Source organism: Collimonas sp. GW821-FHT02H07 (assembly GCF_059421505.1).
The window spans coordinates 40868-53126 of record NZ_JBWKVC010000020.1 but is presented as its reverse complement, the minus strand read 5'-3'; the positions used below and the strand labels follow the sequence as shown (position 1 = coordinate 53126).

16 protein-coding genes are annotated in these 12259 nt (G+C 60.2%); all 16 read right to left on the bottom strand.

Annotated features, from left to right (window positions below):
* Positions 1–87 precede the first annotated feature (87 nt).
* The 16 genes from AC07V8_RS23490 to flgB all read right to left on the bottom strand — a co-directional run bounded on the left by AC07V8_RS23490 (position 88) and on the right by flgB (position 12236).
* A complete protein-coding gene (locus tag AC07V8_RS23490) occupies positions 88–849 on the bottom strand; it encodes a sigma-70 family RNA polymerase sigma factor (protein ID WP_494680561.1) in 762 nt (253 codons plus the stop codon).
* A gap of 68 nt (positions 850–917) precedes the next feature.
* Entirely contained in the window at positions 918–1784 is an 867-nt protein-coding gene (gene fliP / locus AC07V8_RS23485) for a flagellar type III secretion system pore protein FliP (protein ID WP_494680562.1), read from the bottom strand.
* Complete coding sequence (locus tag AC07V8_RS23480) at positions 1784–2224, bottom strand: hypothetical protein (protein WP_494680563.1); 441 nt, start codon at positions 2222–2224, stop codon at positions 1784–1786. Before AC07V8_RS23480 ends, fliP begins: the two co-directional genes overlap by 1 nt.
* A 48-nt stretch (positions 2225–2272) precedes the next feature.
* Positions 2273–2611 carry a FliM/FliN family flagellar motor switch protein gene (locus AC07V8_RS23475; protein WP_494680564.1) on the bottom strand — a complete coding sequence of 113 codons (339 nt, stop codon included), beginning with the start codon at positions 2609–2611 and terminating at the stop codon, positions 2273–2275.
* Positions 2612–2638: 27 nt separating this feature from the next.
* Positions 2639–3586 (bottom strand): FliM/FliN family flagellar motor switch protein, encoded by a 948-nt coding sequence (locus AC07V8_RS23470; protein WP_494680565.1) that lies wholly within the window; start codon positions 3584–3586, stop codon positions 2639–2641.
* 3 nt (positions 3587–3589) lie between these two features.
* Complete coding sequence (locus AC07V8_RS23465) at positions 3590–4879, bottom strand: flagellar hook protein FlgE (protein ID WP_494680566.1); 1290 nt, start codon at positions 4877–4879, stop codon at positions 3590–3592.
* A gap of 36 nt (positions 4880–4915) precedes the next feature.
* Complete coding sequence (locus AC07V8_RS23460; RefSeq protein WP_211473817.1) at positions 4916–5311, bottom strand: flagellar hook assembly protein FlgD; 396 nt, start codon at positions 5309–5311, stop codon at positions 4916–4918.
* The gene (locus tag AC07V8_RS23455) at positions 5311–6168 is read right to left on the bottom strand and encodes a hypothetical protein (RefSeq protein ID WP_494680567.1); all 858 of its coding nucleotides are present in this window, start codon (positions 6166–6168) and stop codon (positions 5311–5313) included. The genes AC07V8_RS23460 and AC07V8_RS23455 overlap by 1 nt, the downstream gene beginning before the upstream one ends.
* Positions 6165–6683: a hypothetical protein gene (locus AC07V8_RS23450; protein WP_494680568.1), complete on the bottom strand. Its 519-nt coding sequence runs from the start codon at positions 6681–6683 to the stop codon at positions 6165–6167. Before AC07V8_RS23450 ends, AC07V8_RS23455 begins: the two co-directional genes overlap by 4 nt.
* Positions 6680–8026: a FliI/YscN family ATPase gene (locus tag AC07V8_RS23445; protein ID WP_494680569.1), complete on the bottom strand. Its 1347-nt coding sequence runs from the start codon at positions 8024–8026 to the stop codon at positions 6680–6682. The genes AC07V8_RS23450 and AC07V8_RS23445 overlap by 4 nt, the downstream gene beginning before the upstream one ends.
* Complete coding sequence (locus AC07V8_RS23440) at positions 8023–8886, bottom strand: FliH/SctL family protein (RefSeq protein ID WP_494680570.1); 864 nt, start codon at positions 8884–8886, stop codon at positions 8023–8025. The genes AC07V8_RS23445 and AC07V8_RS23440 overlap by 4 nt, the downstream gene beginning before the upstream one ends.
* On the bottom strand, positions 8883–9551 hold the full coding sequence (locus tag AC07V8_RS23435) for a hypothetical protein (protein ID WP_494680571.1): 669 nt from the start codon (positions 9549–9551) through the stop codon (positions 8883–8885). Before AC07V8_RS23435 ends, AC07V8_RS23440 begins: the two co-directional genes overlap by 4 nt.
* Positions 9548–11035, bottom strand: coding sequence for a flagellar basal-body MS-ring/collar protein FliF (fliF, locus tag AC07V8_RS23430; RefSeq protein WP_494680572.1), 1488 nt, complete (start codon positions 11033–11035; stop codon positions 9548–9550). Before fliF ends, AC07V8_RS23435 begins: the two co-directional genes overlap by 4 nt.
* 53 nt (positions 11036–11088) lie before the next feature.
* Positions 11089–11391 (bottom strand): flagellar hook-basal body complex protein FliE, encoded by a 303-nt coding sequence (gene fliE / locus AC07V8_RS23425; RefSeq protein ID WP_230411436.1) that lies wholly within the window; start codon positions 11389–11391, stop codon positions 11089–11091.
* Between the two features lie 2 nt (positions 11392–11393).
* Positions 11394–11843 carry a flagellar basal body rod protein FlgC gene (gene flgC / locus AC07V8_RS23420; protein WP_494680573.1) on the bottom strand — a complete coding sequence of 150 codons (450 nt, stop codon included), beginning with the start codon at positions 11841–11843 and terminating at the stop codon, positions 11394–11396.
* Positions 11844–11852: 9 nt separating this feature from the next.
* On the bottom strand, positions 11853–12236 hold the full coding sequence (gene flgB / locus AC07V8_RS23415; RefSeq protein ID WP_211473810.1) for a flagellar basal body rod protein FlgB: 384 nt from the start codon (positions 12234–12236) through the stop codon (positions 11853–11855).
* Between the last annotated feature and the right edge of the window lie 23 nt (positions 12237–12259).

The window sequence follows — 12259 nt, the reverse complement described above, 5'->3', positions numbered from 1 at the left end:
TTCCGAATGCCGCTTCTTGCCAATACATCCCGTCTTTACAGAACTTGTTTAGCGATTTTTAAAATATTTTTGCAGTCAGCTAAAAATTTACCAAAAAACATCACCTGCCTTTTGTTCGCGCAAGGCATCGCGCAGGGAACGTAGCGCTTTACGATGGATCTGGGCGATACGGCCCTTGCTGAGCGCAAGCATCTCGGCAATTTCTTCGAACTGCATCCCCTGCAGATAATGACGGTTGATCACGAGTTGCTCCTGGTCCGGCAGATCCTGCACCAGCCTGCGCACCCGCTGCTGCAGCTGCCTGAGTTCCAGGCCGCGGTAAACCGGCGTGCTCTCGCCTGCGGTTTCGGCGCTGCCGCCTATCATCCCACTGTCCGCCAGCAGCCAGGTCAGCGCCAGGCCGACGCCGATTTGCGCCAGTTCACGGAACAATTCTGTTGACGTTTTGTCAGGCTGACTGATTTCGTCCCGATCCAGGCTTTTGACGGCGTCGAGCCGTTCATGCAGTGCGCGCTGGCGCACCGCGATCTGCTGCTGCTTGTCGGTGAGATGCTCCAGGCCGTTGAGAATCGCCCCATGCATGCGGCGCGCAGCATAAGTCTTGAACTGGACGCCGAGGTTTGGATCGTAGCGATCCAGTGCCTCCATCATGCCGACCGAAGCCAGCTGCAAGTATTCGGCGAATTCGATTTCATCGTGAAACCGCTTCGCATAATAGGAAGCGGCCACAGTGCGTGCATAGGACAGGTAGTGGCGGGCAAGCCTGTCGCGCGCTGCGCTGTCGGCATCCGCGCGCCAGCGCTTCCACAATAGCGATTCTTCGCTATTGTCGATCTGCCTTCCAGCCATTTCATTTTCCTGCAATGACAGATGGCTGGCAAACGGGCGCCGGTCGCTCACAACAATGGCCTGCCAGCTCAGTGAAACGAGCCGACCAGTGCCTTGAGAACAAGACTCCAGCCGTCGATCAGGACAAACATCAGGATCTTGAGCGGCAGCGCAATGGTAGTCGGCGGCATCATCATCATCCCCAATGCCATCAAGATGCTGGAGACAATCAGGTCGATCAGCAGGAAAGGCAGGAAGATCACAAAGCCGATCTGGAACGCCGCCCGCAGTTCCGACAGCATGAATGCCGGAATCAATTGCACATTGCTGATGTCATCCATATTGCGCGGCGCCTTGGCCTTGGATAATTCCACCATCAGCGCCAGGTCTTGCTCGCGCGTCTGCCGCACCATGAAGTCACGGATCGGGGGCAGGCCTTTGGCATAAGCGCCATCCATGGAAATGCTTCCTTGCATGAAAGGCTGGAATGCATCGTCATTCACCTTCTGCAACACCGGCTGCATGGTAATCAGCGTCAGGAACAAGGCCAATCCGATCAGCACCGTGTTCGGCGGCGTTTCTTGCATGCCAATCGCATGGCGCAGCATCGATAACACGATGATGATGCGCAGGAATGCCGTTAGCGACATCAGCAAGGCTGGCAGCACAGCCAGCAAGGTCATGCCGATCACTACGCGTATCGCCAACGCGGTGTCATCGGATTTCCCGGCAGCGCCGCCGTTGAAGCGGATTTCAACCCCGGGGGTTGCCGCACTGGCTTTCGATGCAGAACTCGGCCTGGCTGCGGGAGCCGCTGTTTTAGTACCGGACAGCGTGTCGGCAACGGTAAAACCGGATTGCGCCGAGCCGGCGTCCGCCTGCGCGGAAGCAAAAACGCCGCATAGCAGAATGACGGCGCAAATACGGAGCGCCAGATAATAAATGGATTGCCGCATCAAGACAATTCCCCTGCGGCAGGCGCTTGCACCGATGTTGCAACATCGACGTCTGGGGGCATGGCGGCCAGGCGCACCACGCCTTGCTCGCCGCAAGAAACGAGTAGCTTGCCTCCCTCCCATTCGATGACATGAATCGAAGTCCGTCCCGCCAGGCGAGCGCCCGCGGTCACTTTGAGTCCGGCGCTTGCAGGCGGTACCGGCAGCCAGGACAGCCAGGGAGATTTTTTTGCCACTCCGCCCTTGCCGCGCCAGGCGGCATAGAGGCAGCACAGCAGCAGCGCGAACAGCAACAGGCTGAGCAATACACCGCCGCCGGCGGGAAAATCGGCACCGGCGCCGTCCTGCTTGAAAGGCAGAGCGCCGGCAGACGCTGCTGCACTGGCTTGCGCCCACGCCCAGCCCGGCAGCAGGCCAGCCGCCGAACATGCTACGGCCAAGCGGCCGCTCTTAAAAAAACAACGCACAATCTGATCAGGCATTCTGCATTACGCCTTCAGCGGGACTGGCAATTCAGTGACGCGCACGGCGAAATGGTCGTCCACTGCAACCAGCTGCCCGCGCGCCACAACCCGCCCTTCCAGCAACAGGTCGATAGCCTGTTCGACATGGCGGTCGAGCTTGATCACCTGGTTTTCTCGGGCCCCCAACAGCTCCCCGACCGTCATCACGGCTTCGCCGACGCAGACGCTGAGGCGCGCCTTGATCTGGTGCAGGGGGTTAAGCGTTTCTACGATCTTTGCTTCCGACGAACGGTCAGCATTATTCAGCTCGTTCAAGGCGATGACCTGGGCAACAGGTTGATGGTTTGCGAAAGATTCACTCATTTTGTTCATATCGTATTGTCATTGAAATTAAAGGGCGGGCGCTGCCGCCGGAAATTCGCCGGCATGGGCGCGGACCAGCTCAATCGCGCGCATCCCTTGCTGCTGTCCCAGAAAAGCGCCGCACAGAAGCTTGCCGTCCTCGCCGATAACGGCCAACGGCTGTTCCAGTTTGTGCGACAGCGGTATGACATCGCCCACCACCAGCGCTTGCAGGCTTCCCAGATCCAGTTCAACCGCCGACAGCTCCAGCCGCAAGCTGGTTTGCTGCTGGCGGAGCGCTTTATGCAGCGGCACCAAGGCATCGCTAGCCGCTGGCGCTGCCAGCAACGTTTCCTTCTTATCCGCCCCCAGCAAGCTGGCGACACGCCCCGGTCCGATATGCAGCGCCAGCTGCAAGCCGTACCACGGCAGCGAGACGCGCACAGCGCCCGACCACGCCGACATATGACGGACAGGCAATGCCTGGCCGACGCCGTCGTTTGCGCCGAATTGCGGCTGCCTGCCGGATTCCGGGTACAGAACCGAAGCGCTTCCGAGGGAGCTGCGCAGCGCCTTGATGCAGTCTTGCCATGCCGCCTGCACCAGCTCACTGACCAGGCCCGGCGCACCTTTTGCCGGCAGCGATTGCGGCGCCGTCATATTCAGCAGCACTGCCGCCAGCGCTTCGCCGGAAACCAGGCTGGCGTCAAGCCATACCTGGGAATCGGCATCTTCGTTTTCCGCAAGCACCGGCTGCCAGCTGCCGGCGCCTGGCTGGGCATCTGCCTGATGCGCCAGGACGCAGACGATATCCGTCATGGCATCCTCGTTCGCATGAGGCGAAAGCTGGTCCAGCCACGCGCAACGCCAGCGTGTTCTCGCAATATCAAGCGCTTGCGCCAGCCGCGCCAGATCTGCTTCCGGCCACCAATGCATGGTGCGGAAGGTCTGGCCGGTTGCTGCGCCGGCCTGCGTCGTATTGTTGACGGCCTGCATTGATTATTTACCCTTCATCGAGAACAGCTCTTGCAGCATTTCATTGGCGGTCGTGATGACTTGCGACGAAGACTGATAGCCGCGCTGCATCACCACCAGATCGCTGAACTCTTGCGACAGGTCGACATTGGATATCTCGATCTGCCCTGCTCGCACCGCGCCGAATCCACCGTCGCCCGCCTTCCCAAGCTGCCATGCTTGCGTGCCGCTGGCGGCAAACTGGTTATTGCCGACGGCGGTCACCGCGTCCAGCGAATCGAAACGGCTTAACGCCAGGCGAGCGGCCTTGCTGGTCTGGCCGTTTGAATAAGTCAGCACCAGGTTGCCGTCGGTATCGAAAGTAGCCTTGCTCATGGCGCCCGGACCGTAGCCGTCTTGCGACGCCACCGCCAGTGTCGACAGGGTGCCGCCGGCAAACGACGTGACATCGCCGCTGAAATCGAAAGTCAGCGGAATCGGCGCCAGATTCTTCGCTCTGTAAGTCATCGATATCTTGGCCGTGGCCGGGTCCGGCTTGCCGTCCTGGAATCGGATCATCCCAGTGCCGACGGTTGTGTTGCCATCCATTAGCGCGACATTCCAGAAGCCCGGCGTGTTTGGCGTGGTCGGAATAGTCGGGATCGGCGGGATGCCAGGTGTTGGCGGCAGACCCGGTGTCGGTGGCAGGCCCGGCGTCGGCGGCGTACCTGGAGTATTGCCGGCAAAGCCGGTAAAGTTCAGGGTCAGCGCGTGCTCGCCGCCGACGGCGTCGATCACAGTGATGCCCTTGACCGTCTGGTCGGTCGTGCTGCTGGACAGATTGCCGCTGAACTTGATCGTCTTGGTCACCGCACCGGCATGTGTCTTCAAGCCGGACAGGCTGATTTCCGCCAATGCGCCATTGGCGTCAAGGCCCATGACCTTGGCATTGTCGCTACGGTTGACCAGCACGCCGTCGGCATTGAATTGAAACTGGCCGGCACGGGTGTAGTGGATATTGCCGGCATCGTCCTTCAAATTAAATAGCCCAAGACCGTCAATTGCCGCATCCAGGTCGTTGCTGGTTTGCCTTAACTCGCCCTGGCGGAAATTGAAAGTGGTGCCCTTGGTATCCAGGCCATAGCCAACCTGCCCATAGTTTCTGCCACCGCTGCCGCTGCCGAGGTTGCCGTTGGAGTAAAACAGATCGGCAAATTGCAGGGTCGATCCCTTGAACCCCGGCGTGTTCATGTTCGCAGTGTTATTGGCGATGACCTTCAAGCCACGAGAGTAGCCCAGCAATCCGGTCATACCGAGATAGATCGATTCAAGCATGATGTATTCCTATTAGAAATGCGGTGCGTTCGACGCTCAGCGCACCGTGACGATTTGCGACAGGCTGATGTTCGCCAGTGTCGCTCCCGCTGTCGTTTGAATGGTCAATTGCGGTGTATCGCCGCTCAAGGCCAGCGCTTTCACGGTGCCGGTGACGGCGCCGCTGGTAGTGTTGATATCCACCGTACGGCCGATCAACCCTACCGACTGCAGCGACGACTGGGTTGAAATCAGCTGATCTATCTTGCTGTTGAGCTGCTGGCTTTGCTGCAAAGTGGTGAACTGCGCCATTTGCGCCATGAACTGCTGGTTGTCCATTGGCTTCAGAGGATCCTGGTAGGTAAGCTGAGTCAGCAGCACCTTCAGGAAATCCTGCATGTTCAGGCCATTGGCTTGCAAATTACTGGAACCGCCGACTGCGTCGATAGCCATCATGCCTCCTGAGAATCAAAATAAGAATAAGGAAAATGTCCAGCAAACGATGGACGGTTCTGCTGCGTGTGTGCGAGTACCGCTGGCGCAGTTTTTTCTGTTGCTGCCGGGCTTACGCTAGGCGCCGTATAAATCGCCTGGCCGTTACAGACCACGGACAATAGCCGCGCCCCCTGCGAGGCCAGCCAGGATTGCGACGCGCGCACGATCTGCTCAAGCTGTGCCGGCGGCAGTTCGTGACGGCCGTCGACACCCAGCCACAGCTGCACGTCCCGTCCCTGCCATTGCGCGTGAATGCGCAACGGTTGGCGCGCCTCTGCAGCGGCAACGACGCCCGCCGTGCCGGCAGCAGCCAATTCCTGCGGATCGCGCGGCACGGCGTCCAAGTGAGACGCCGGTCCGGCTTCGCTCAGCGTCGGCAGGTTCAAGCTCAGCTTCAGCTGCTGCAGTAGATCCTGGCCCAGTGCTTGCGCATTGGCAGCCGTCATTGCAGATTTGGCAGCGTTTGCCAGCTGCACCTGGTTCGCCGGGTTCAAGGACGGTAGCTGGACGGTCGACGTGGATGTCACCGCGATCGGACTATGTATCGAGGCGCCCGGCGCCAACATCGTTTGCGCCACCCCGGCTCTGCCCGCTGCCAGCGATGCGGCGGCAGGCCGCATATCCGGCAACTGATGCGCTTTTGCTTCGGTGGCAGGATGCCTGAGCCAGTTTTGCATCTGCGCGCGCTCCATCTCTCGTTGCCAGGCCGACTGCCGAGATCCGCCGCCAATATCTTGTTGCCCTTGCTCTATCCCGCCATCTGGCGGCGCAGGCAGCGCGGCAGAAAACAGCGGCGAGGTTGAAATCATGCTCATGCTTTGCTCTCCAATCGTGGCATCTTCACTGCCGGCTGAGCATGCAGCCGTTCTTTCCAGACGCTGCGCGCAATCCAGTCACGGTCCGCCTCATTGCTCTGGCGAATCCGCTCAAGCTCTGTGTATTCCTTTAAACAATCCAAGCGATGCTGCTCCGTCAGCTCCAGGCGCTGCTGCTGGTCTATGCATTCCTGTCGTATCCGCTGACGTTCCTCCTCCAGTGCAGCCAGGTGTTTTTCCTGTTCCTGGATCTGCTGGTTGCTTTGCATCAGATAGGCAATCGAACGCTGATGCGCAAGCGGGTTCAGACGCTGCAACACGGCTTTTGCAATGCACTCCGTCTGCAACGCCATTTGCCGCTTCATCTCGGCAAGGCGTTCTTGTTGCGCCTGCATCTGCTTCTGTATGGCGCCCAGCTTCCCTTGCAAAATATCCAGCTGCCATTGATAACGCTGCTGTATCGACGCCAGCGGATACACAAAGCCGCGCAGATCGGTCGCCATGCCGCCGCTCATTGCGTCGCTCCAAACACCTGCATCAAGGTACGCAGCGCTTCATCACGACGCACTCCGCCATGGTTCTGGCGCAGGAATTGCAGCAGATCCGGCTCCAGCGCCAACGCGCGGTCCAATTCTGGATTGCTGCCGCGTTCGTAGGCGCCGATATCCACCATCTGGCGATTACGCTCTAGCAAGGCGAGGACCTTGATGGCATGCAGCGCCAGCTGCCGCTGTTCGGGCGTGGTCAAATCAGGCATCAGGCGGCTGGCGCTTTTCAGGACGTCCAGCGCCGGATACTGCCCTTGGTGCGCCAGTTGCCTGGTCAAAACCAGATGGCCATCCAGTATGGAGCGCAAGCTGTCCGAGATCGGCTCGTTCAGATCGTCTCCCTCCACCAGCACGGTCAGCAAGGCTGTGATGGCGCCGCCGGACGGCGCCGTGCCGCAACGCTCGCAAATTTCCGGCAGTTCGGCAAACACCGATGGCGTATAACCGCGCGCTGTAGGCGGTTCGCCCGCCGACAAGCCTATCTCGCGCCTGGCCATGGCGAAACGGGTGATCGAGTCCATGGTCAGCAAGACTTGCTTGCCTTCATCCCTGAAATGCTCAGCAATGGCAACGGCGGCGTAAGCGGCGCGCACCCGCGCCAGCGCCGGCTGGTCCGAGGTGGCCACCACGACCACCGAACGCCGCAAACCTTCCTCGCCCAATTGCTTGTCAATGAACTCGCGGACCTCCCGCCCGCGCTCGCCGATCAGCGCGATTACATTGATGTCGGCCTTGACGTGCCGGGCAACCATGCCGAGCAAGGTGCTCTTGCCGACGCCGCTGCCGGAAAAAATGCCAACCCGTTGCCCCTGGCCTATCGTCAACAGGCTGTCGATGCTGCGAATGCCGGTTTCAAGCACCTCAGTGATACGCGGCCGCTGCATCGGATTGATAGGCAATCCCTTCAGGCTCCGGCGCGCTGCGGTTTCGGGATCGGCACGTCCGTCCATGGCATGTCCAAAGCCATCCACAACCCGCCCCAGCAGGGCGTCGCCAACGCCGATCTCGGTCTTTGCGCCGTCGGCGACGACTTCGCATCCCGCCGCCAGGCCTTGCACCGAGCCGTAAGGCATCAAGGTGATCTGTCCCGATTTGACGGCGACCACTTCCGCCAAAACGCCGCGTTTACCGGCAGACATACCGTCAGTGCCCGCGCCAGCTGCCGCATCGCGCGGGAAAATCCGGCAAATCTCGCCAATCGCCACATCCGGCCCGCTGGCAGTGACAGCCAGTCCGCTCAACTGCCGCACGTAACCCATTTTCCGGGTCAGCTCGGCGCCGTGCATAGTGTCAAGATAGGCCGTTCTCACTCCGTTTCTCCCACTGGTTGATCAGGCGCCGCCGGTAGCGGCGCAACTATCACAGCTTCAGCCACTGCAGCGGATTGGCGCACATGCATGAGCAGATCGGTGAACTGCCGGAGTTGCGTTTCCAGGCGCGCATCCAAAGTTCCTTGCGGATAATCGATCAGGCATCCGCCCACGGAGACCTGGTTATCCGGCAGATAGGAGACTTCCCGTCCAGACCAAGGCGACGCCTTCGAGGCCTCTGTCAACAGCAGGCAATCCGTCGGGTGCAAGCGTATGGTGATCTGTTCGCTGGCGCGCAACTGCGCCATGGCCTGCGACACGATCTGACGAACGCCATCCGGCGACAGCGCCAGCTTGCCGGCGATGCGGCAGACCGACTCATGCACCAGGGCCACCATGTCGTCTTCGGACGACGCCAGGCATGCGGCGATTTGCGCCGGAATACTTTGAGCCAGCTGCAGCAGCTGCTGCTCCTGCTTGTGCAGCGCTGCCTTGGCGGCGGTGATTGCGTGCTGCACCGACAGCAGGCTTTCTTTCTCGGCCACGGCAAGGCCTTCCTCGCGGCCGCTGCGGAAACCCTCTTCTTTACCCATGCCGTGGCCGTCTTCACGGCCCTGGCTCAAGCCCTTTTCGTAGCCTTCGCGCGCCGCCCGCTCCTGAACTTCAGCCAGCGAAAGACTCGCAGAGACCGCAGTCACTGGCTTCTGCGGCGCGGCTCCTGGCGCCGCCGTCAGTGGTTTCGGGGACTTGGCGATCTCTTTCGATTCAGGCGTCCGGCCGGGACGCGACAAGACCCGCGGCAAAGGATGCAATGCAAGCTGATGCAGAACTTTGGACGAAAGCGGGTCTTTCTCTGTCATCTGGCGCCTCGCTTAAGGCTGGAAAATTGCCGATGAAGCTTGAACGCATGTCCGATTTTCTTGAACCAGCTAGTTGAGACTGTACGGGATCCGATATTTCTTTCGCTTGCGGAATTGCTTCCCTGCTTGATAGCTGGAGCAATTTTCAGGCGGCTGGCCAGCGAATCCAGCAGGATTTCCGTCAGGCGCGGCGCGCTGCCGGAAAACGCATGCGCGAAGCGCTCAACCTGCAAGCGTCGCGCCTGGCCAAGCTGCTCCAGCAAGCCTTCACGCCAGCTCCATGCATGACATGCCAGCAGGCGCGCGATCAGCTCCGGCGGCTCTTCTTTCAGAACCTGGGCTAACAATACCGGTGTTGCATTCTTCAAAGCGGCAATAGCATGCGCCAGCGGATCGGCGTGCAAAAATTCAGCGGCATTGCCAGCATCCAGTTCCTCTGGGCTTGTCGCAGGCATCGCTGCATGACGCGCCGGCGCGGTACTTTCCGCGGCGCGGCTGAGCAAATCCCGATCCGCAGGAATACCTAGCGCAGCCAGCTCATCCAGCATGCCGTTCAAGCTGGTCTGCACGGCGCCGCCGAGCCTGGTCAGCGTCCAGTTGCGATCTGCCGCTGACATCGCGTGCAGCAACAATGCGGTACGGCGGAAATTCAGGGAGTCGCTCACGTTCTGCCTCTCGCTGGCGGTCCGTCGTCCACGCCAGGCTCTTGCATCCAGCCGCGTATCTGCGCCAGGATCGCTTCCCGCTGCTCATCGGATAGCGGCGCCGCTGCAGGCGTCGCCTTGCGGCGAAACAGCAGGCCCGCCACCATCAGCACAATCACAGCAACTGACAGCAAGGCAAACAGCGCCAGCACCAAAGGATTAATCTTGCCGGAAACGCCGGCAATGCCATCAAGCAAACCGCCACCCTGAACGATCGCAGCCGGTTCAGATGTTTCGCGCGCCGCACGTTCTTCAGCGCCTGCCGCTGCGTCAGCCGCAGGCTTGCGATCCGTGGCACCGAAGGCGTTCAGAGGCTGGACCACAACCGTATCGCCCCGTTCGCGCGAAGCACCGACGGCGGCCGCGACGACATTCTTGATGCGTTCGACCTGGGCGTCATCCAGTGATTTCGGGACCACGGCAACCACCTGGATCCGGCGAATCGAACCGGGGACGGCGACCACTTGCTCCACCCTGCGACCCACGGTGTATTCGATCTCGTGCTGCGAGCCGCCGCTGCCGCCGGTGGAGAACTTGGTATCCAGCGGCGGACCGTTATCGCGCATCACTTCGCGCTCGCGGACAACGACGCCGGTCGGCGTCTGGCCGTTGCGTCCCGGCGGCGACACCACATCTTCCGTGGTGGTGCGCACCTGGTCCATATTCAAGGTCACGTCCACGCTGGCAAGCGCTTGGCCCGCACCGAAAGTGCGCTCAAGGACTTCGTTGGCTTTGCGGCTCAAATAATTTTCGGTTTCCTTCTTCAGTTCCAGTCGGATCGAAGTCGTCTCGACTTCACCCTCGCCGCGCGCCATATGGGTCAACGCCACGCCGTGCTGATCGACAATCGTGACGTCGCTGACGGCGATGCCCGGTACCGCAGCCGAAACCAGGCGCTGGAGGCCGCTTACCTGCTCCGCACGCAGCACCTTTCCTTCCTTCATGGTCAAGGTGATCGAAGCAGTAGGCGCATTATTGCTGCGCTTGAACAAGCCTTCCTCGGGCAAGGCCAGGTGGACGCGTGCGGCCTGGATTTCCGATAGCGACAGGATCGTGCGTGTAATTTCACCTTGCAGGGCGCGCTGATAATTGATTTTCTGCGCAAACTCGGTCATGCCGAAATCGGTATTGTTGAACAGTTCAAAACCGACTGTTCCGTGCAGGGGCAATTCTTTGCTCATCAATTTCAGACGGGTCTGATGCACCGTGTCCTTGTCGACCAGAATCGAGGATCCGCTGTCGCCCAGCTTGTAAGGGACTTTCATCTTGTCCAGCTCGGCCACCATTGCTGCCGCGTCTTGCGGTGCCAGGTCTGAAAACAGCACCTGGTATTCGGTCCGCAACGACCAGACCGTCAACGCCAGGAAGGCAAGTATCAGCAATACGCCGGCAACCAGTCCCATGCGGGCGGAGCGGCCCAAGTCTTTCCAGAACGTCTCAATCACGATACGCTCCCGCCGCTATACAATTTCTGTAAGTTCTCATCAATTCTTTCATCTCACACCGACATTTTCATGACATCCTGATAGGCTTCCAGCACCCGGTTACGCACCTGCATCAGCAGCTGGAAGGACATGCGGGCCTCTTCCAGGTTGATCATCACCTGATGCAGGTTCTGCACATCGCCCACGGCCAGCTGCTGCAAATCGGTCTGGGTCGACAACAGCTTCTGGTTAACCTCGCCCAGTCCCTTGCTCACCATCTGACTGAAACCGGCCTGCTGCTGCGCTGCGGCCATCGAGCCGAACGCCGGGTCGACCATTGAAACGTTGGCAATGCTGGCAATACTTTCGAGACTCATGCTCATCCTCCGATATCCAAAGCCTTCAACGCCATCGTGCGGGCGGCGTTCATCGCGGCCACGTTGGCTTCATAGGAGCGCATCGCTGTCATCAGCGACACCATTTCCTTGGCCGGATCCACCCCCGGGTAGGAAATGAAGCCTTGCGCATTAGCGAATGGGTGGCCCGGTTCGTACACCTGGCGCGGGCTGGCGTTGGATGCTTCCACGCTGGCTACCGGCAGATCCTGGGTAAAATCTGCGCCGCCTTGCAGGCCCCGGCTCACCAGGTGATTGAACGATGCGGCGTCGCTGCCGGCGGTGCGCGCCACGACCTGCAGCGGCTGGTAGCTTTTGCCGTCCGCGCCCTGCAATGTCTGAGCATTGGCGAGATTGAGCGCGGCGACGTCGACCCGGGTACGTTCGACCGACATGCCGGCTGCACTGATGGCGAATGTATGTGTGTAATCCATTGATATCTCCTATCGCTTGCCGTCGCTGAATGCGCTTTCCAGGATCGCAAAGTGCTTGTTCAGGCCCTTTGCCAGGACCTGGTACTGCATCGTGTTCTGGGCCAGCGCGGCGACTTCAGTATCCAGCTGAATCGGGCCTGCCTGCCCGCTGATGCCTTGCAAGGCCTGCATCTGCAGCTTGACCCCTGCAATCGCAAACGGATCTATGCGCCCCTCGGTACGCAGGCCGCGGCGCGCATCTTCCAGCTGCGCCTCGAAGCTGACCCCTTGCGGTACATAGCCGGCCGTATTGGCATTCGCGATATTGGCGGCAATTGCCTGCTGGCGCAGACTTGCTGCATCCATCGCCAAACCGAGAATTGCGGTGGTTACGCTTTCCAGTCCTTGTGTCATGTCAATTTCTCCCCGATCTATCT

What these genes read in the sequence shown, in the direction of transcription:
- flgB (WP_211473810.1), bottom strand. Translation starts at nt 12,236, where the DNA reads ATGACACAAGGACTGGAAAGCGTAACCACCGCAATTCTCGGTTTGGCG.
- AC07V8_RS23460 (WP_211473817.1), bottom strand. Translation starts at nt 5,311, where the DNA reads ATGGCTATCGACGCAGTCGGCGGTTCCAGTAATTTGCAAGCCAATGGC.
- AC07V8_RS23470 (WP_494680565.1), bottom strand. Translation starts at nt 3,586, where the DNA reads ATGCAGGCCGTCAACAATACGACGCAGGCCGGCGCAGCAACCGGCCAG.
- fliE (WP_230411436.1), bottom strand. Translation starts at nt 11,391, where the DNA reads ATGAGTCTCGAAAGTATTGCCAGCATTGCCAACGTTTCAATGGTCGAC.
- AC07V8_RS23440 (WP_494680570.1), bottom strand. Translation starts at nt 8,886, where the DNA reads ATGACAGAGAAAGACCCGCTTTCGTCCAAAGTTCTGCATCAGCTTGCA.
- fliP (WP_494680562.1), bottom strand. Translation starts at nt 1,784, where the DNA reads ATGCGGCAATCCATTTATTATCTGGCGCTCCGTATTTGCGCCGTCATT.
- AC07V8_RS23490 (WP_494680561.1), bottom strand. Translation starts at nt 849, where the DNA reads ATGGCTGGAAGGCAGATCGACAATAGCGAAGAATCGCTATTGTGGAAG.
- AC07V8_RS23465 (WP_494680566.1), bottom strand. Translation starts at nt 4,879, where the DNA reads ATGCTTGAATCGATCTATCTCGGTATGACCGGATTGCTGGGCTACTCT.
- AC07V8_RS23475 (WP_494680564.1), bottom strand. Translation starts at nt 2,611, where the DNA reads ATGAGTGAATCTTTCGCAAACCATCAACCTGTTGCCCAGGTCATCGCC.
- AC07V8_RS23455 (WP_494680567.1), bottom strand. Translation starts at nt 6,168, where the DNA reads ATGAGCATGATTTCAACCTCGCCGCTGTTTTCTGCCGCGCTGCCTGCG.
- flgC (WP_494680573.1), bottom strand. Translation starts at nt 11,843, where the DNA reads ATGGATTACACACATACATTCGCCATCAGTGCAGCCGGCATGTCGGTC.
- AC07V8_RS23450 (WP_494680568.1), bottom strand. Translation starts at nt 6,683, where the DNA reads ATGAGCGGCGGCATGGCGACCGATCTGCGCGGCTTTGTGTATCCGCTG.